The following is a 19,020-nucleotide window of genomic DNA, read 5'->3' on the forward strand; positions in this document are numbered from 1 at the left end:
GCCACCCACTGGCACACCACCACTACCGAGCCACGCACACCGCCACTACGGAGCCACGAGCAGCGAGCCGCCTCCACCGAGTGAGAGTCCATGACCGCTGAAGCAACACCCTCGCTGGTCGAGGCGACCGGCGGTCCGGCTGAGGCCGGGCCGTCGGTCCGCAGGCCGCGGGCGCGCAACAGGACCGCCTATCCGCGGTATGTGGCGGGCAAGTTGGGCGGCGCGGCCGTCTCCCTGCTCGCCGTCCTCGTCACCAGCTTCTTCCTCTTCCGGCTCATCCCCGGCGACCCCGTCAAGTACATGACGGGCGGCCGCCAGGTGTCGGCGGAACAACTCGCCAACTACCGCAAGGAGTTCGGGCTCGACCTGCCGATGTGGGAACAGTTCACGGACTACTGCGCCAAGGCGCTCACCGGTGACCTCGGCACGTCGTACCAGTTCCGTGCCCCCGTCATCGACAAGATCACCGAGGCGCTCCCGAACACCCTCCTCCTCACCGGCACGTCGTTCATCCTCTACACGGCGCTCGGCATCTTCATCGGCACCCGCTCGGCGTGGCGCAACGGCGGGATCGCCGACCGCCTCAACACCGGTCTGGCGCTGACCCTTTACTCCATCCCGTCCTTCTGGCTCGGGCTGCTGCTGATCATCGTCTTCTCGGTGGGCATCGGCCCGATCCCCGGGCTCTTCCCGACCGGCGGCATGGTGTCGGGGAACGGCGAGACCGGTTTCGCGTACGTCGCCGATGTCGCCCACCATCTCGTGCTGCCGGTGGTGACGCTGGTCGCCGTCGAGTACGGGCAGACCCTGCTCGTGACGCGTTCGGCGCTGCTCGACGAGATGGGCAGCGACTATCTGACGACGGCCCGGGCCAAGGGCCTGCGGGACGACCTCGTACGGCGCCGCCATGCCGTGCCCAACGCCCTGCTGCCGACCGTGACGCTGATCTTCATCAACCTCGGCCGGACCGTCGCGGGCGTCATCCTCGTCGAGACCGTCTTCTCCTGGCCGGGCCTGGGCGGGCTCTTCTACCAAGCGCTCAGCGTGCCCGATCTGCCCCTGGTTCAGGGGCTGTTCTTCTTCTTCGCGGCGGCGGTGATCGTGATGAACACGCTGGCCGATCTGATCTATCCGCTGCTGGATCCACGGGTGGGCCGATGACCACAACAGAGTCGAACGGGCCGGTGCCGACCGAAGCGGCCCCGCAAGTGGCGACAGCGAGCCCGCGCACACTGGCCCGGCAGCGCCGCCGAGCCTCCGCCGCCCGCTTCTGGAAGCAGTACCGCACCCACCGGGCAGGCGTCCTCGGCCTCGCCGCCCTCGGCCTCTTCGCGCTCGTCGCGCTGACCGCACCGCTGACCGTCGGCTCCGACGTGCAGAGCGTGACGAACGCGCCGGGCGGTCCGATGGAGAGCCCGAGCGCCGAATTCCCGCTGGGGACCGACCAGTTCGGGCGTGATCTGCTCGGGCTCGTGGTGTGGGGCGCCCGGGTGTCCCTGCTCGTCGGGCTGCTCGCCGCCGTGCTCTCCGTCGCGATCGGCGCACTCATCGGGATCACCGCGGGACACTTCCGGGGCTGGTTCGCGACCGTGATGATGCGGATCACGGACTGGTTCCTGGTCATGCCGACCCTCGTCCTCGCGATCGCGCTGGCGACCGTGATGTCCCGTTCGCTCGGCACGATCATCCTGGCGATCGGTGTCACGACCTGGCCGACGACGGCCCGGCTGGTGCGCGCGCAGACACTGGCGGTGGAGTCGCGGCCGTACATCGAGCGGGCCAAGGCGCTCGGCGGCGGGCACTGGCACATCATGTCCCGCCATGTCCTGCCCAACGTGATGCCGCTGGTGCTGGCCCAGACGACGCTGATCATCTCCTCCGCGATCCTCGCCGAGGCGACGCTCGCCTTCCTCGGACTCGGCGATCCGACGGTCGTGTCATGGGGCGGGCTGCTCCAGGACGCGCGGGAGGCGGGCGCGGTCAGCGCCGGGAAGTGGTGGTATCTGGTGCCGCCGGGTATCGCGATCGCGGGGGTCGCGCTGGCGTTCACGCTGTGCGGGCGCGCGGTCGAATCGGTCCTCAACCCCAAGCTGGGGGTGGCACGTTGAGCACTCCGACCGAACCGAATACGACCGGTCACCGTCTCCTGGAGGTCCGGAACCTCGAAGTGACCTACGCGGGTGGAGCGGCCGCCGTGCGCGGTGTGGACCTCGCGCTCGACGCGGGCCAGAAACTCGGCATCGCGGGCGAGTCCGGCTGCGGCAAGTCCACACTGGCGCTCGCGCTGCTGCGGCTGCTGCCGGCCGGCACGCGCACGACCGGCGAGATCCTGCTCGACGGTGAAGACGTACTGAAGATGAAGTGGGGCCGGGTGCGGGCGGTCCGCTGGGCGGGCGCCTCCATCGTCTTCCAGGGCGCGATGCACTCGCTGAACGCCGTACACCGCATCGGCGACCAGATCGCCGAGCCGATCCTGCTGCACAAGAAGGCGACTCCGGCGGGCGCGAAGCGGAAGACCGGCGAACTGCTCGAACACGTGGGCCTGCCCGCCGCCCGCGCGGACGCCTATCCGCACGAGCTCTCCGGCGGCCAGCGCCAACGCGTCATGATCGCCATGGCGTTGGCCTGCGATCCCCGGCTCGTCATCGCCGACGAACCGACCACCGCGCTCGACGTGATGATCCAGGCGCAGATTCTCCGCCTCATCCAACAGCTCGTCACCGAGCAGGAGTTGGGCCTGATCATGATCAGCCACGACCTCGCGGTGCTGTCCGACACCTGCGACCGGCTCGCGGTGATGTACGCGGGTCGCGTGGTCGAGGAAGGGCCCGCACAGAAGGTCTACGAGGATGCCCGGCACCCGTACGGCAAGGCCCTGTCGGCCGCCTTCCCGCGCATCGGCGACCCGGCCTCGCGGTTCGCGCCGCGCGGCCTGCCGGGCGACCCGCCGGACCCCTCGGCGCTACCGTCCGGCTGTACGTTCCACTCCCGGTGCCCGGTGGCGCTCGACTCCTGTGTGACGGAAGACCAGGCACTGCGGGACGCGGGGGCGGGACGGTGGGCGGCCTGCGTACACATGGACGCGGCCGTGGAAGCGGAACCAGCGAGGAGCATTCCATGACGACACCTCCCGTGACAGCGCCTCCCGTGACGACATCACCGCTGCTCAGCGCCGAGGGCCTGCACATCGCCTTCCCCGGCCGCCACGGTGCCGACCGCGCCCGTGCCGTCGACGGGGTCGACCTCGACATCCGGCGCGGCGAGATCGTCGCCCTGGTCGGCGAGTCGGGCTGCGGCAAGACGACGCTGGCCCGCTCGCTGCTCGGTCTCGTCCCGCCGACCGGGGGCCGCGTCACGTTTGACGGCAAGCCCCTCGACTACTCCTCACGCTCGCTGAAGGCGTACCGCAAACGTGTCCAGCTGGTCCTCCAGGACCCGAGCGGCTCTCTCAACCCCCGGCACACGGTGTACGACGCGGTCGCCGAGGGCCTGCGCATCCACCGGTACGGCGGCGACGAGCGGGCGGCGGTCGCGGAAGCCCTCTCCCGGGCGGGACTTCGTCCTCCGGATCGCTTCTTCCTGCGCTACCCGCACGAGCTGTCCGGCGGCCAGCGCCAGCGTGTCGTCATCGCGGGCGCGCTCGTCCTGGAGCCCGAACTCATCGTCGCCGACGAGCCGGTGGCCTCCCTGGACGCGTCCGTACGCGGCGAGATCCTGGCCCTGCTCCTGCGGCTGCGCGCCGAACTCGGCCTGTCCGCCCTGGTGGTGACCCATGACCTGGGTCTGGCGTGGAACATCGCCGACCGGGTCGCGGTGATGTACCTGGGCCGCATCGTGGAGACGGGCGAGGTCGAACAGGTCCTGACGGCACCTCAGCACCCGTACACCCAGGCCCTGTTGTCCGTCCTGCCGGAGGCTCCGGGCGACCCGGTCGTGCTGACCGGCGAGCCCCCGGACCCGTCGCGCATCCCCTCCGGCTGCCGTTTCCACGCCCGCTGTCAGGTCCTGGCGAGCGGGGAGGCGGAGCGGGCCGGGGTGGCGGACGCGTGCCGTGGGCAGGATCTGGAGGTGCTGGGCGGGGGTGCGGAGATGCAGGTCGCGTGCCACTGGGCGAGGGCACAGGTCGCTACATAAAGGCCACCGGCCGCCCCCGTCGACGTACCGGTGTACGGGGAAAGAGCTACTCGGAGTCGGCCTCTGCCTCGTACGCCTCGATCAGTTCCCGCGACCGCTTCACGTCGTCCCCGATGGCCACGAGGAGCGCGTCGATGGAGTCGAACCTGGCCTGTCCGCGTACGAAGGCGAGGAAGTCGACGGCGACGTGCAGGCCGTACAGGTCGAGGCCGACGCGGTCGATGGCGTACGCCTCGACGGTTCGCTCGGTGCCGTCGAACTGGGGGTTCGTGCCCACGGAGATCGCGGCCGGCATCGCCTCGTCCGCGACGTGCAGCCAGCCGGCGTAGACGCCGTCGGCGGGAATGGCGGTGTGCGGGAGGGTCTCGACGTTCGCCGTCGGGAAGCCCAGCTCGCGGCCGCGCTGGGCGCCTCGTACGACGATGCCCTCGACACGGTGCGGACGCCCGAGGATCTCGCGCGCGCCCTCGACGTCGCCCTCGGCGACGAGCCGCCGCGTGAGGGTCGAGGAGAAGGGTTCGCCGCCGCCCGCGTCACCGGTCACGTACAGGTCGACGACCTCGACCTCGAAGTCGTACGTCCGGCCCTGCTCCCGCAGGAAGTCGACATTGCCGGCGGCCTTGTGGCCGAAGCGGAAATTGGGGCCCTCGACGGCGGCCTTCGCGTGCAGTTTGTCGACCAGGACCTTCGCGACGAAGTCGGCGGGCGACAGCTTCGAGAACTCCTTGGTGAACGGCAGGATGAGCAGGGCGTCCACGCCCAGCTCGGCCATCAGTTCGGCGCGGCGGTGGTGCGGGGCGAGCAGCGGGGGATGGCTGCCGGGGCGCACGACCTCGCTGGGGTGCGGGTCGAAGGTGACGACGACGGAGGGAACGCCCAGCTCGCGGGCGCGGTCCACGGCATGCCGGATGATCAGCTGGTGTCCGCGGTGCACCCCGTCGTAGGAACCGATGGTGACGACGCTGCGCCCCCAGTCCTCGGGGATGTCCTCCAAGCCACGCCAGCGCTGCACTGTGACTGCTCCTTGTCGCAAACTCGTCGAACCTGTGTCCGTGATTGCCTCAATCGCAGCTCTAAGAGTGCCATGCCGGGTGCTCTCCGCCTGCATCGGCATCAGGCTGTGACACATCCCGCATTCCGGCGGCGCGGGTCAGGCGGGAACCCGCACCCCGGCCAGGTTCTCGATCATGCGGCGGGTGCTCGGACCGACCACGCCGGCCCACTCCTCGGGGGCGCCCGTCAGCCAGCCGGCCACGAGGCCGGCGAAGCCGGGGACGGTGCGGGCCAGGTCGACGAGACCGCGGTCGAAGCCGGTGGCTCCGGCCGGGGTACGGACGAGGAGCAGGCCCGTACGGTGCACCAGTTCACGGGTGGGCTCCTCTCCCCTGCGGGCCGCGTCGGCCACCGCCGCGCGCAGCACGGTGTCGAGGACGGCCGGGTCCCGTTCATGGGCGAGGAGGAGGTCGAGGAGTTCGCGCCGCAGCGGACGGGAGTCCGGGCCGCCGGGCGCGGCGAGCACGGTCGCGAGCGCCGACCGCACCGGTGCGGGGCAGCCGTCGATCAACCCTGTGACCAGCGGAAAGAGCACCGTGTAAGCCTCCGTCCCGTGTTCGAGCCGCCGGTCGACGTACGCGGCCACGTGCGCGGCGGCCGCCGGGCGGATCTCCACGGCCTCGCGTACGAGGGCAGCGACGCGGCGGGCCAGGCCGGGCGTGGTGACGTCGGCGAGGGTGCGCAGCAGCTCGCCGGTGTCCGGGCCCGCGCCCGGTTGCCACAGCCTGGCCCGGAATGCGGCGAGCACCGGATCGGGGTGGGTCGTGAGGGCGGCGACCAGCGCGCTCGCGGGCAGCTGCGGGTCACCCGCCGTGAACCGCTCCAAGGCCTGCGGCAGGTACCGGGCCCGCGTCCACGGATCCCGTACGAGGAGGCCGAGCGCTCCGCCGTGCAGGGTGCAGTCGGCGGGGCGGGCCAGCAGGGCCAGCGCCGCGTAGCGCAGCAGCGCGCGGTCGGCCTCGGTCCGCACCTGCGGGGCGGCCCGCAGTCCGTAGGCCACCGCCGCCACCCGCCGTGCGGGGCGCTCGTCGTGCGCCCACCGGTCCACCGCCCGGCACACGGCCGACGGTTCCTCCTCGGCGAGTACGGCGAGCAGCTCGTCGCCGAGCCGGTGCGCTACTGCGACCAGCGCCTCCGCGAGATCGTCCAGGGCCCGGCTCCGGTACGCGTACAGCAGCGCCTGTGCCGCCGTCGCCACGGTCGCGTGCGGGGTCGCGGGGAGAGGGCGGTCGTCGTCGAACCAGTGGGTGAGGTGCGGTTGTACGGCGGTGGGGTCGGCGGTGAGGAGGCGGGCCACGGCGTCCAGATAGCGGGGTTCGCCTTCTTGGTTCCCGGTGCGCGGTGCCTCATCCGCGACGACCAGGCACCTCAGCAGCTCGAACCGTTCCTCCTCCGGCAGCGGCAGCGCCTCCCAGAAGGCCGGCCCGAACTCCCCCGGTACGCCTCGCCCCTGCTCCCGCCACCTCACGATCCGCTCCGCGAGCAACCGCAGCACCCCGGCGTACGGGCTCGCGTCGGGAACCCGCAGCAGGACGTCGACGCAGAGATGCGTGGCCCACCAGCCGGGGTCGCCGAGCGGGGCCGGCCCCTCGGGCAGCAGGTCGTCCACGGCGTCGACCAGGTCTTCCAGCCGACGGGCCAGCTCGCCGGGGCCCTGCTGCCGGGCCAGGAGCAGCAGTGCCTGGACGACCGGGCCGATGCGGTGGCGGGGGACGGGGAGTGCGCGGGGCGGGGCGGATCCCGGCCTTCCCGGCCGGGCGGACCCGCGGTGCCCCGCCTGCTCGGGCACCCCCGCGCGCCCCCGGTGCACCAAGGCGTGCAGGGCGGGGTCCAGGTCCAGGTGGGTGCCCTGGATCCAGTCGGCGAGTTCCTCGTGGGCGAAGCGGTAGCCGTTGCCCGCGGGCACGAGGAGACCCTCGGTGAGGACGGCGGAGGCCCAGCCGGTGGTGGCCCCGAGGCGGCGAGCGGGTGCGGGGCCCCACGGGAAGACTGCTTCGAAGGACGCGCGGTCCAACTCCCCCTGCCCGGGCCCCAGACAGCGCCGCGCGGCCTCGTGCACCTGGCCGGAGACCTGAGCGGCGAGCCGTCGTACGGCCGTACCACGCAGCCCGTTCACCGCGGCCAGCCGGACCGCGACACGCAGGCACATGAGGTCCAGGTAGGCGGCGAACACCTCGTCCCGGTCGAGCGGTCGGGCCGGGGCGTCCGGCAGCGCACCCGGAGCGGCCGCGGAGTCCGGCAGCGTGCCCCGAGCGGCCTGGGAGTCCGGCAGCGCCGCCCGCACCTCGGACAGCAGCCGCAGCGCCAGCGGATGCCGTGCGTCGGCCGGCGCGAGCGCGCCCTCGGGGATTCCCGCACGAGCCCGGGCCCGGAGCGCCTCCGCCTCGGTCAGATCCCCCAACCACACACAGGCGGGAAGCTGCCCGGCCCCGGACAAGGAGGGATCGGCCCGGTGCAGCAGCTCCGCCGGAAACTCCGCCCCCGCCTGCTCCCAGTACTCGGCCCGGCACGCGACCACGAGCCGCGCCCCGGTCTCCCGCAGCCAGTCAGCCGTCCCCGCCGTCCACTCGGGCATCCGGTGGGCGAGGGCGGGCGGCATCTCCTCGGGACCGTCGAGGAGCAGCAGCAACGGCCGCCCCGCGTCCAGCGCCACCCGGGCCAGCCGTTCCGGCCCGATGTCGCCCAGCTCACCGTCGTACCCCTCGGGAGGCAGCACACCCGAATCCGCAGAGCTCCCCGAGTGCAGGCCCTCCCGCGAGGCCGCCACGATCCGCCCGGCCCGCTCCAGCGCCCGCGCCGCCGCGTCCGCCACCGAGAGGTCCGTGGCGAGGAGGTCGGCGCCTCGCAGCCACAGGGTGGGCGCCGGTTCCGCGCCCCGGGTCCGGCGTGCGGCGAGGGCCGCCAGTTCCGTCGTACGACCGCTGCCGGGCGGGCCGACGAGCCCGAGCACGGCGGCCTGGCCACCGCCCTCGAATCCGGCGAACTCCCTTACGACATCTGCCCGTTCGACAGGTTCGAAGTCCCCGCCGTCCGGTCCACCGGGCCCGTCCGAGCCCACGGACGTCGCCGTCAGCTCCAGCACCCCCGCCGGATTCAGATCGGCTCCGTACGCGGGCACCGTCGCCGCGTTGCGGACCAGCAGCGCGGCGAGCGGTCCTTCGGCCTCCGGAGTCCGCAGCGGGACGGCGAAGCCCGCCACTCGGTGCCCGGCGTGCAGCGCGGTGCCCAGGACCGCCACCACCGCCCCGGTCGAGGCGTCGAGGACCGGGCCTCCGGCGGCTCCGCCGCCCAGCCTCAGGGCGTCGGCGCCGGCCGTACCGATCGCCAACTCCAGGGCGTCGCCCAGGAGATGGAAGCGGTCGGTCGCCGTGTACGTGACGGCGGAGGCGCCGAGTACCCGTGCCTCGCGCCAGCCGCCCGCGGCGATCCGGACGTACGTGCCGGTCTCGACGTGGGTCCGCACGGTGACGGGGAGCGGGTCCACGCCGAGACCTTCGCTGCGTACGAGAGCCAGATCGGCGTCCGGGAGGGGTGTGACGGCGTCGGCGGTGACCACGCAGGTGCGGCCGCCGGGGGCGTGCAGGACAAGACGGGCCAGGCCGTCGACCGCCTCGTGGCTGGTGATCACCGTGCCGTGGTGGTCGGCGACGAACCCCGTGCCGCGCGGGCGCCCCGCCAGGTCGCAGACCCGCACCAGGGCGTCGTCATACGCTTCCCGGGCCTCGTCCCGCGTCTCCCGGGTGTCGTCCGGTACCGGCCGGCTCTGGACCGGTACGTGTCGGCTGTCGACCGGTGCATGTCGGCCCCCGGTCCGCGGGCCCCGTCCCGCCATGCTCGAACCTCCCCGCCGCGCTTCTGCTTCCGACGGTAGGCGCGGGGTGATCAGCGGGACAGATCGCGTGTCGAACGCGCCCCCTTCCGCTCCCCCGCTTCACTCCGAGCGCCTGCCCGAAGGGGTGAATAGGCGGGTACGGATGGATACACCCTTGGGTGGGGGAACCGAGGGGGGACCGTGGAGCGGCGGGCACGAGACCCCGTGATCGCCGCTCCACGGGCGGGTACAGCAAGCCCGGTCCCGAATGGCCGTCGGCGTCAGCCGAACACCGCCAGGCTCTTCGCCTTCCCCTTCTGCTCCTCCACCAGGGCCAGGAACCGCCCGGCCGGGTCGAAGACCGCCACGGCGCCGCGCCCCGCGTACTCCTCGGGAATCTCCAGGCGTACGCCGTTGAGAAGCAGCCCCGCCCGTCTGTCGTCCACGTCCCAGCGCGGGAACGCGGCCGCCGCGGCCTCCGCGACCGGCATCACGGTCAGCTCCTGCTGGAGCTGGTCGAGGGTGCGCGCGGAGTCGAGCTTGTACGGGCCGACGCGGGTGCGGCGCAGCGCGGTGAGGTGGCCGCCGACGCCCAGGTCCGCGCCCAGGTCACGGGCGAGCGCCCGGATGTACGTGCCGGACGAGCAGACCACCGAGACCACCAGGTCCAGGACCGGGGTGCCGTCCTCGGCTACGGCGTCACGGACGTCGTACACCGCGAACGACGAGATCCGCACCGGACGGGCCGGGATCTCGAAGTCCTCGCCGTCGCGCGCCCGCTTGTACGAGCGCACGCCGTTGATCTTGATGGCGCTGACCTTGGACGGCACCTGCATGATGTCGCCGGTCAGCTTGGCGATGCCGGCGTCGACGGCGTCCCGCTTGATGCCGGACGCGTCCGTGGACGAGGTGATGTCGCCCTCGGCGTCGTCCGTCAGCGTGTTCTGCCCGAGCCGGATGGTCCCCAGGTACTCCTTCTCGGTGAGCGCGAGGTGCCCGAGGAGTTTGGTGGCCTTCTCGACGCCGAGGACGAGCACGCCCGTCGCCATGGGGTCGAGGGTGCCTGCGTGTCCGACGCGGCGGGTCCTGGCGATCCCGCGCATCTTGGCGACCACGTCGTGCGAAGTGAAGCCCGACGGCTTGTCGACGATGACAAGCCCGTCGGGCGTCTGGTGCTTCTCGGTCATCCGGTGGCGTCGTCCGTCTCGTCGTCGTCCGACTCTTCGTCGGAGTCCGGCTTCTTGTACGGGTCCGCGTCACCGGCGTACTTCGCTCCGGAGGAGACCTCGCGCACCTTCTCGTCCGAGGCACGCGCCTTGTCGAGCAGGTCCTCGATGGTCTTGGCGGTGTCCGGCAGGGCGTCCGCGACGAAGGTCAGCGTCGGCGTGAACTTCACGCCCGCCGCCGCACCGACCGCGGAGCGGAGCACGCCCTTGGCGCTCTCCAGGCCCGCGGCGGCCTCCGCCCGCACCTGGTCGTCCCCGTACACCGTGTAGAAGACGGTCGCCTCCCGCAGATCACCCGTGACCCGGGTGTCCGTGATGGTGACGTGGGTGCCGAGCCGCGGATCCTTGATCCCGCGCTGCAGCTTCTTGGCCACCACCTCTCGGATGAGGTCCGCCAGCCTCTTAGCCCGCGCGTTGTCGGCCACTGGTCCGTCTCCTTCTTCGCCTTGCTTGTTTCGTCAGTCTTCGTCGGTCTTCGTCAGTCGTCGTCCGACGTCGTCAGTCTTCGTCCGTGTGGAGTCTGCGCCGTACCGACAGCAGTTCCACCTCCGGTCGTGCCGCGACGAGCCGTTCACACCGGTCCAGTACGTCGGTGAGGTGCTCGGTGTCTCCGGAGACCACCGCGAGGCCGATCTCGACCCTGCGGTGCAAGTCCTGGTTTCCCGTCTCCGCCACGCTCACCGGGTACTTCCGCTGGAGTTCGGCGACGATCGGGCGGACGAGAGAGCGTTTCTCCTTGAGCGAGCGAACGTCGCCGAGGAGCAGGTCGAAGGACAGCGTCCCCACATACATGTGTAACCGGATGTCCCGCCGGTACGGGATAGATGGCCTGCCAATGCGCTTGGCAGGGTCATCAGAACCGTACAACGAACCTCCGGCTCGCTCGACGGGGTTTTCGCCCCCGCCGCCCCTACCCGTCCCATCCTCTGGGGCTTCGCCCCAGGCCCCCCGGTCGTTCTTCGGCTGCCGGCCGGTGGGGGCTTGTCGCGCAGTTCCCCGCGCCCCTAAAAGCGGCGAGCTGGCCGGCGGTGACAAGTCACCGCCGGCCAGCTCACACAACCGCTTTACGAGCGCGGCTTCTCGCGCATCTCGTACGTCGCGATGACGTCGTCGACCTTGATGTCGTTGAAGTTTCCGAGGTTGATACCACCCTCGAAGCCTTCGCGGATCTCGGTGACGTCGTCCTTGAAGCGACGCAGCCCGGAGATGGTGAGGCTCTCCGCGATGACCTTGCCGTCGCGGATGAGGCGCGCCTTGGTGTTGCGCTTGACCTCGCCCGAGCGGACCAGGACACCGGCGATGTTGCCGAGCTTGGACGACTTGAAGACCTCGCGGATCTCCGCCGTGCCGAGCTCGACCTCCTCGTACTCCGGCTTGAGCATGCCCTTGAGGGCCGCCTCGATCTCCTCGATGGCCTGGTAGATCACCGAGTAGTACCGGACGTCGACGCCCTCGCGCTCCGCCATCTGAGCCGCGCGGCCCGCAGCGCGGACGTTGAAGCCGATGACGATCGCGTCGGAGCCGGTCGCCAGGTTGATGTCCGACTCGGTGACCGCACCCACGCCGCGGTGCAGGACGCGGATGTCGACCTCGTCGCCGACGTCGAGCTGGAGCAGCGAGGACTCGAGAGCCTCCACCGAACCGGACGCGTCGCCCTTGATGATGAGGTTGAGTTCCTGCACCAGACCGGCCTTGAGGGCCTCGTCCAGGTTCTCCAGGGAGAACCGGACACCCCGGCGGGCGAAGTTGGCGTTGCGCTCACGCGCCGCGCGCTTCTCGGCGATCTGACGCGCCGTGCGGTCCTCGTCGACAACCAGGAAGTTGTCGCCGGCGCCCGGGACGTTGGTGAGACCCAGGACCAGGACAGGGGTCGACGGACCCGCTTCCTCGACGTTGTTGCCGTTGTCGTCGAGCATCGCCCGGACACGGCCGTACGCGTCGCCGACCACCATCGTGTCGCCGATGCGCAGCGTGCCGCGCTGGACCAGGACCGTCGAAACGGCACCGCGGCCACGGTCGAGGTGGGACTCGATCGCAATACCCTGCGCGTCCTGCTCCGGGTTGGCCCGCAGGTCGAGCGAGGCGTCCGCGGTCAGGACCACGGCCTCCAGCAGGCTCTCGATGTTGAGGCCCTGCTTGGCGGAGATGTCGACGAACATCGTGTCGCCGCCGTACTCCTCGGCCACCAGACCGAACTCGGTGAGCTGACCGCGCACCTTGGTCGGGTCGGCGCCCTCGACGTCGATCTTGTTGACCGCGACCACGATCGGCACGTCGGCCGCCTTGGCGTGGTTCAACGCCTCGATCGTCTGAGGCATCACACCGTCGTTGGCCGCCACCACGAGGATCGCGATGTCGGTCGACTTGGCACCACGTGCACGCATGGCGGTGAACGCCTCGTGACCCGGGGTGTCGATGAAGGTGATCCTGCGCTCTTCGCCGTTGACCTCGGTCGCGACCTGGTACGCACCGATGTGCTGCGTGATACCGCCGGCCTCGCCCGCAACGACGTTCGTCTTGCGGATGGTGTCGAGAAGGCGGGTCTTACCGTGGTCGACGTGACCCATGACGGTCACGACCGGCGGACGGACCACGAGGTCGTCCTCGTCGCCCTCGTCCTCGCCGAACTCGATGTCGAAGGACTCGAGCAGCTCGCGGTCCTCCTCCTCGGGGCTGACGATCTCGAGGACGAAGTTCATCTCGTCCGCGAGGAGCTTCAGCGTCTCGTCGGAGACGGACTGCGTGGCAGTGACCATCTCGCCGAGGTTCATCATCACGCCGACGAGCGACGCCGGGTTGGCGCCGATCTTCTCGGCGAAGTCGGTGAGCGAGGCACCGCGCGACAGGCGGACGGACTGTCCGTTGCCGCGAGGCAGCATGACGCCGCCGACCGACGGGGCCTGCATGGCCTCGTACTCCTGGCGCCTCTGCCGCTTCGACTTGCGACCACGACGCGCGGGACCACCGGGACGACCGAAGGCGCCCTGTGTGCCACCACGGCCACCGGGACCACCCGGACGACCGCCGAAGCCGGGACGACCGCCGCCGCCACCACCGGGACCACCGGGACGACCGGCGAAACCGCCACCGCCGCCACCCGGACCACCGGGACGACCGGCGAAACCGCCGCCACCGCCACCGGGACCGGCCGGACGACCGGCGAAGCCGCCGCCGCCACCGGGACGACCGCCACCGGCACCGCCGGGACGACCGCCACCGCCACCGGGACCACGGCCGCCACCGGGGCCACCGCCGCCCGGACGCGGGCTGCCGGCAGCGGGACGCTGCGGCATCATGCCGGGGTTCGGACGGTTACCACCGGGGCCGCCGCCGGGACGCGGAGCGCCACCCTGCGGACGAGGCATGCCGCCCGGAGACGGACGAGCACCACCCGGACCGCCCTGCGGACGCGGAGCGCCGCCGGGACCGCCCTGGGGACGGGGACCGCGGTCACCACGGTCCTGACCCGCGCCCTGCGGACGCGGGCTGCCGGGGGCGCCAGCGCCACCCGGACGCGGGGCACCACCCGGACGGGGCGCCTGGGGGCGCGCCATACCGGTGGAGCCACCAGAGGTGAACGGGTTGTTGCCCGGACGGGGACCGGCCGGACGAGCACCGGGACGTGCGCCCTGGCCACCCGGACGCGGAGCGCCCTGACGGTCGGGGCGGTCGCCACGCTCGGGACGGTCCGTGCGCTCGGGACGGTCGGTACGGCCCTGACCACCCTGGCCGGGACCGGCCGGACGAGCACCGGCAGGCTTCGGAGCGCCGGGACGGGCAGCAGCCGGACGAGCACCGGCGGCCGGAGCCGCGGGAGCCGACGGGGGCGCCGTGAACTCGGCTGCGACCGGAGCCGGAGCCGCCGGAGCGGGCTTCGGCGCGGGCTTGGGACCCGGACGCGGGCCCGAGGCGGGAGTGGACGGAATGACCGGGGTGACCGGTGCGGCCTCCGCGGGCTTCTCGGCCACGGCCGGCTTGGGAGCCGGCGGGCGCGGGGCGGCCGGACGGGCGGCCTGCGCGGGAGAAGGCGCACCCGGCTTGGCGGGCGCGGCCTTGCGCGGCGCCGGCTTGCCGCCGCCGTTGCCCTGCTGGAGGGCATCTGTCAGTTTGCGTACTACGGGCGCCTCGATCGTCGAGGACGCTGAACGGACGAACTCACCGAGTTCCTGGAGCTTGGCCATGACGACCTTGCTCTCAACCCCGAACTCCTTAGCGAGTTCGTATACCCGGACCTTAGCCACTTCGCTCCTTTTAGGTCCGGGTTGCGTCCGGACCGTCGCTACTTCATGGGCGTACTCATCGCGTGCTCATCGAGTGCTCATCGCAATCTCGACCTACTTCCAACTCGCGGGGTACCAGGGCCGCACGGGGGTTCCGTACGACACGTCTTACGGTGTTACCTGCTCGACGTAGTGGCGCAACGCCTTCATGTCGAGCGATCCCGGGGCACGCAGCGCCCGTGGGAACGCCCGGCGGCGGACCGCCAGGTCGAGACAGGCCAGGACGGGGTGTACGTACGAGCCCCGGCCGGGCAGCGTACCGCGATGATCGGGGACACATTCACCCTCGACCGCCACGATGCGCAGCAGATCCTTCTTGGCCGCTCGCTCCCGACACCCCACACAGGTGCGTTCAGGGCATGCGCGGGCTCGCGTCCGGCCAGACACTCTTAAGTCTACCTCCCCGTACCGACCTCACCCCTTTGGGGCAAGAATCGAACGGTTGTTGTCGTGATCTAAGCCACCTGCGGCTTGGATCTATTCCCGGGCCTATTCCCCGGCCTGGTCGCCCGCCTGTTCGGTGTCCGGACGGATGTCGATCCGCCAGCCGGTCAGGCGGGCCGCAAGACGGGCATTCTGGCCCTCCTTGCCGATCGCCAGCGACAGCTGGTAGTCGGGGACGGTCACGCGCGCGGAGCGGGCCGCGAGGTCGACGACCTCGACCTTGGAGACGCGGGCCGGGGACAGCGCGTTCGCCACCATCTCGGCCGGGTCGTCCGCCCAGTCGACGATGTCGATCTTCTCGCCGTTCAGCTCGGCCATCACGTTGCGCACCCGGCTGCCCATGGGGCCGATGCAGGCGCCCTTGGGGTTCAGCCCGGACCGAGTGGAGCGGACGGCGATCTTCGTGCGGTGGCCCGCCTCGCGGGCGATGGCGGCGATCTCGACGGACCCGTCGGCGATCTCCGGCACCTCGAGGGCGAACAGCTTCTTCACCAGGTTGGGGTGCGTGCGGGAGAGCGTCACGGACGGACCGCGGACGCCCTTGGCGACCCGGACGACGTACGAGCGCAGGCGCAGGCCGTGCGTGTACGTCTCGCCGGGGACCTGCTCCTGCACCGGCAGGATGGCCTCCAGCTTGCCGATGTCGACCAGGACGTTCTTGGGGTCGCGGCCCTGCTGCACGACACCGGTGACGATGTCGCCCTCGCGGCCCGCGTACTCGCCGAGCGTCGCGTCGTCCTCGGCGTCCCGCAGGCGCTGCAGGATGACCTGCTTGGCGGTGGTCGCCGCGATGCGGCCGAAACCCGACGGGGTGTCGTCGAACTCGCGCGCCTCCTGCCCCTCCTCCAGGTCCTCGGGGTCCTCCTTCGCCCACACGGTCACATGACCGGTCTCCCGGTCGAGCTTCACGCGCGCGTGGCGGCGGCTTCCCTCGGTGCGGTGGTAGGCGATGAGGAGGGCCGACTCGATCGCCTCGACCAGCAGGTCGAAGGAGATCTCCTTCTCCCGTACCAAACCCCGCAGGGCACTCATGTCGATGTCCACGGCTACGCCTCCTCTGCGTTCTCTTCGAGCGCTTCTTGCTCGTCTTGCTCGTGCTGGTCGTCGGGCTTGCTCTTGCGGTTGAACTCGACCTGGACGCGCGCCTTGGTGATGTCCTCGAAGGCGAGCCTCTTGGCGGTGGGCTTGCGCCCCTTCACGCCGGGCACTTCGACGTCGACTCCGGAGTCGTCGACGGTGAGGATCCGGGCGATCAGCTCCGAGTCGTCGCTCAGCTGGAACTTCACCAGGCGGTCCGTGGCACGTACGTAGTGACGGTGCTCCTTGAGCTCGCGCTCGGCACCGGGGGTTCCGACCTCGAGGGTGTACTCGCCCTCTCCCATCGCGTCCGTCTCGTCGAGCTTCGCCGAGAGCGCGCGGCTCACATCGGCGATCTGGTCCAGGTCGGCACCCGCGTCCGAATCGACGACGACACGCAGCACACGCTTGCGTCCCACCGAGTCCACCTCGACCTCTTCGAGATCGAGTCCCTGAGAGCTGACGAGAGGTTCCAGCAGTTCTCGCAGCCTCTCGCTCTGGGTGGTGCTCATCCGGGTGACTCCTCGGCCGCGTGTGCTGTTGTGGGTAGGTCTCGCGTGTCAGGTCAAAGGGTATCCGGTCGCCGGGGGTGTTGCCGTCCATCGTGACGCGGCCGGACGGCGGAGGACGGGGGCGCAGGGCGCGGAACAACCGGCCGGACGAGCACTGTGCGAGAGCCGCTGGCCACCGATCGGCCGGGGCGCGGGTACCGTGATCACGGGCGTGCAGCCCTCCCTTTCGTACGAGCCTTCCGAGGACGTCTCCCGTGCCGTTCACCCTGCCGTCGCGCACCCCCTCGGGCCCGCGCCGAAGGACCCTGCTCGCGTCGGCCGCGGGCGCCTTCGCGCTCGCGGGCTGTTCCACCTCCGAGCCGTCCACCACCGAGACCTCCGGTGGGGGCCCCTCGGCCGCCGACCGGGCACGCGCGCGTGCCGCCCGCGACAGCCGGGCGCTCGCGGAGCGGTACGCGGCCGTGATCACCGCGTACCCGTCACTGGCGGAGCGCCTGCGCCCGCTGCGCGCGGAGGTCGTACGGCATACGGCCGCCTTCGACAGCGGAAGCCGGGCATCGGGATCGCCGTCACCGTCCGCGTCGGCATCGGAATCGGCGGTGGCCGCCGGCGCCACCCCCGCCCCGTCGGCCACCGTGCCGGCCACCGAGAAGGACGCTCTCAAGGAGCTCGCGTCGGCCGAGCGCACCCTGGCCGACCAGCGCGCGAAGGCCCTGCTGGACGTGCCGGGAGAGCTGGCCAGGCTGCTGGCGTCAGTGGCGGCGGCCGGGGCGGCACACGCCTACTTGTTGACGGAGGGGACGAAGTGACCGGCACCAGGGAATCCAGGAGCGGCGACGACACCGATGACGCCAAGAAGGCGAAGGCGGCGGAGCTGAAGGCGCTGCAGGCCGCGCTGGGCGCCGAGCACGCCGTCGTCTACGGGTACGGCGTCGTCGGCGGCAAGATCGACGATGCGCGCAGGACCGAGGCCCGGGCGGCCTACGACGCCCACCGGGCGCGGCGGGACGAGCTGGCGCGGGCCGTGCGGGACCTGGGCGGAAAGCCCGAGGCCTCGGCGGCGGCGTACGCACTGCCGTTCCAGGTGAAGGACTCGGCCGCGGCCGTGCGGTTCGCGGCCGAACTGGAGGAACGGGTGGCCGGGGTGTACTCCGATCTCGTACGGGCTTCCACGGGCGGCCAGCGGCGTACGGCCGCCGAGGCGCTGCGCGAGGCGGCGGTACGGGCAGTGCGGTGGCGCGGCGAGAGCGTAGCCTTCCCTGGGCTCGCCGAGCGGGCCGCCACCCCGTCCGCGTCGGCGCCCTCACCGGCCTAACGCCAGCTGGAAGGAACCACTCGCGCATGGCTTTCGAACCGCCGCAACGCCTCGTTCGGGCGCTCGGCGAGACGCAGCACAACGGGGCCGACGGTGCCGAGGGGACGGGTGGGACCGGCGACTGGCTGGACAAGCTGCCGACGCTGGCTCAACAGGCCGTTGATCTACGCGAGTTGACGGTGGAGCGGGTGCAGGCGCCCGGCGGGCGCAGCAGTCTGGTGGTCCTGGTCAGGCAGGCCGACGGGGCGCCCGCCGTGCTGAAGCTGGCGCCCGGGCGAGCCCGTCCGGAGAGCGAGCGGGCCGCGCTCGCCCACTGGGACGGCCGGGGCGCGGTCCAGCTCCTCAACCCGGATGACGCACAGGGCGTACTGCTGCTCGAGCGCTTGCACCCCGACGTCTCCGTGCGTTCGCTGCCCGAGGCGAAGGCCCTGCTGGAGGCGGCCGGGACGCTGCGGCGGCTGTGGGTCGAGCCGCCCGCCGCGCACGCCTTCGAGACCGTCGCCGAGCGGACCGGGCGGCAGGCCGAGGCGATGCGGGCGTCGGCGGGCGCCGACGCGGAGGTCGCCGCCCTGGTGGACGCGGCGCTCGGGGCCCGCGAGGAGCTCCTGGCCGGTCCACCCGAGGAACGGCTGCTGCACGGCACCTTCCGGCAGAGCAAGGTGCTCGCCGGTGAGCGCATGCCCTGGCTGGCCGTGGGCCCCGACCCGGTGGTCGGCGAGTGCGCCTTCGATCTGGCCCGGCTGGTCCGTGACCGGGTGGAGGATCTGATCGCGTCGCCTTCGGGGTCCTCGACCACGCGCCGGCGGGTGAAGCGGCTCGCCGAGTCGCTGGACGTGGACCAGGAGCGGCTGCGGGGCTGGACCCTGTTCCGGGCAGTTGAGTCGGGCGTACGGGCCCGGCGGGTCGGGCGTCCGCAGGACGCGGAGCTGCTCCTGGAGTTCGCGGGCTGGCTCTAACTTCCTTGTGCCGAGGTGAGTTTGAGTGCCAGGACCGGGCAGTCGGCCGCGGCTCTTCTGGCGCGTTTCAGGGTTCTCCGGGGGAGCGGTTCCCGGCGGAACAGGGGGTAGCCCCACTCGTCGAGCGTGATGTGCTCGGGGAGCAGTTCCGCGCACAGGCCGTGGGCCTGGCAGGCGGTCCAGTCGACGGCGAGTTCCAGGTCGGCTTCCAT

At 71.8% G+C, this 19,020-nt stretch carries 17 protein-coding genes; 7 read left to right on the plus strand and 10 right to left on the minus strand.

Annotation, left to right across the window (positions count from 1 at the left end; translation table 11 throughout):
• The first annotated feature begins 90 nt into the window (after positions 1-90).
• The 4 genes from OG246_RS41075 to OG246_RS41090 are packed head-to-tail and all read left to right on the plus strand — an operon-like array spanning position 91 to position 4,134.
• Positions 91-1,161: an ABC transporter permease gene (locus OG246_RS41075; RefSeq protein ID WP_266474453.1), complete on the plus strand. Its 1,071-nt coding sequence runs from the start codon at positions 91-93 to the stop codon at positions 1,159-1,161.
• Entirely contained in the window at positions 1,158-2,108 is a 951-nt protein-coding gene (locus tag OG246_RS41080) for an ABC transporter permease (protein WP_266474454.1), read from the plus strand. The genes OG246_RS41075 and OG246_RS41080 overlap by 4 nt, the downstream gene beginning before the upstream one ends.
• Entirely contained in the window at positions 2,105-3,121 is a 1,017-nt protein-coding gene (locus OG246_RS41085; RefSeq protein ID WP_266474456.1) for an ABC transporter ATP-binding protein, read from the plus strand. The genes OG246_RS41080 and OG246_RS41085 overlap by 4 nt, the downstream gene beginning before the upstream one ends.
• Positions 3,118-4,134, plus strand: a complete 1,017-nt coding sequence (locus tag OG246_RS41090) for an ABC transporter ATP-binding protein (RefSeq protein ID WP_266474457.1) — start codon at positions 3,118-3,120, stop codon at positions 4,132-4,134. The genes OG246_RS41085 and OG246_RS41090 overlap by 4 nt, the downstream gene beginning before the upstream one ends.
• A 46-nt stretch (positions 4,135-4,180) precedes the next feature.
• Here the strand turns inward: OG246_RS41090 and OG246_RS41095 are convergent, their stop codons facing one another.
• The 9 genes from OG246_RS41095 to rimP all read right to left on the minus strand — a co-directional run bounded on the left by OG246_RS41095 (position 4,181) and on the right by rimP (position 16,537).
• On the minus strand, positions 4,181-5,146 hold the full coding sequence (locus OG246_RS41095) for a bifunctional riboflavin kinase/FAD synthetase (RefSeq protein ID WP_266474458.1): 966 nt from the start codon (positions 5,144-5,146) through the stop codon (positions 4,181-4,183).
• Positions 5,147-5,284: 138 nt separating this feature from the next.
• Positions 5,285-9,019 carry a trypsin-like peptidase domain-containing protein gene (locus OG246_RS41100; protein WP_266474459.1) on the minus strand — a complete coding sequence of 1,245 codons (3,735 nt, stop codon included), beginning with the start codon at positions 9,017-9,019 and terminating at the stop codon, positions 5,285-5,287.
• A 260-nt stretch (positions 9,020-9,279) separates the two neighbouring features.
• Complete coding sequence (gene truB, locus OG246_RS41105) at positions 9,280-10,185, minus strand: tRNA pseudouridine(55) synthase TruB (protein WP_266474460.1); 906 nt, start codon at positions 10,183-10,185, stop codon at positions 9,280-9,282.
• Positions 10,182-10,649 carry a 30S ribosome-binding factor RbfA gene (gene rbfA / locus OG246_RS41110; protein ID WP_266474461.1) on the minus strand — a complete coding sequence of 156 codons (468 nt, stop codon included), beginning with the start codon at positions 10,647-10,649 and terminating at the stop codon, positions 10,182-10,184. The genes truB and rbfA overlap by 4 nt, the downstream gene beginning before the upstream one ends.
• Before the next feature lie 73 nt (positions 10,650-10,722).
• Positions 10,723-11,016, minus strand: coding sequence for a DUF503 domain-containing protein (locus OG246_RS41115; protein WP_266474462.1), 294 nt, complete (start codon positions 11,014-11,016; stop codon positions 10,723-10,725).
• A 272-nt stretch (positions 11,017-11,288) separates the two neighbouring features.
• A complete protein-coding gene (gene infB, locus OG246_RS41120) occupies positions 11,289-14,465 on the minus strand; it encodes a translation initiation factor IF-2 (RefSeq protein WP_266474464.1) in 3,177 nt (1,058 codons plus the stop codon).
• Positions 14,466-14,612: 147 nt separating this feature from the next.
• A complete protein-coding gene (locus tag OG246_RS41125) occupies positions 14,613-14,891 on the minus strand; it encodes a YlxR family protein (RefSeq protein WP_266474465.1) in 279 nt (92 codons plus the stop codon).
• 102 nt (positions 14,892-14,993) lie between these two features.
• Positions 14,994-15,992, minus strand: a complete 999-nt coding sequence (gene nusA / locus OG246_RS41130) for a transcription termination factor NusA (protein ID WP_266474466.1) — start codon at positions 15,990-15,992, stop codon at positions 14,994-14,996.
• A 2-nt stretch (positions 15,993-15,994) separates the two neighbouring features.
• Positions 15,995-16,537, minus strand: a complete 543-nt coding sequence (rimP, locus tag OG246_RS41135) for a ribosome maturation factor RimP (protein ID WP_266474467.1) — start codon at positions 16,535-16,537, stop codon at positions 15,995-15,997.
• 254 nt (positions 16,538-16,791) lie between these two features.
• Between rimP and OG246_RS41140 the strand changes: the two genes are divergently transcribed.
• The 3 genes from OG246_RS41140 to OG246_RS41150 are packed head-to-tail and all read left to right on the plus strand — an operon-like array spanning position 16,792 to position 18,808.
• A complete protein-coding gene (locus OG246_RS41140) occupies positions 16,792-17,346 on the plus strand; it encodes a hypothetical protein (RefSeq protein WP_266474469.1) in 555 nt (184 codons plus the stop codon).
• Positions 17,343-17,852 (plus strand): ferritin-like domain-containing protein, encoded by a 510-nt coding sequence (locus OG246_RS41145; RefSeq protein ID WP_266474470.1) that lies wholly within the window; start codon positions 17,343-17,345, stop codon positions 17,850-17,852. Before OG246_RS41140 ends, OG246_RS41145 begins: the two co-directional genes overlap by 4 nt.
• A 26-nt stretch (positions 17,853-17,878) precedes the next feature.
• The gene (locus OG246_RS41150) at positions 17,879-18,808 is read left to right on the plus strand and encodes an aminoglycoside phosphotransferase family protein (RefSeq protein WP_266474471.1); all 930 of its coding nucleotides are present in this window, start codon (positions 17,879-17,881) and stop codon (positions 18,806-18,808) included.
• Here the strand turns inward: OG246_RS41150 and OG246_RS41155 are convergent.
• Entirely contained in the window at positions 18,805-19,020 is a 216-nt protein-coding gene (locus OG246_RS41155) for a ferredoxin (RefSeq protein WP_266474472.1), read from the minus strand. The genes OG246_RS41150 and OG246_RS41155 overlap by 4 nt on opposite strands.

It is taken from the genome of Streptomyces sp. NBC_00620 (genome assembly GCF_026341825.1).
Classification (GTDB): Bacteria; Actinomycetota; Actinomycetes; order Streptomycetales; family Streptomycetaceae; genus Streptomyces.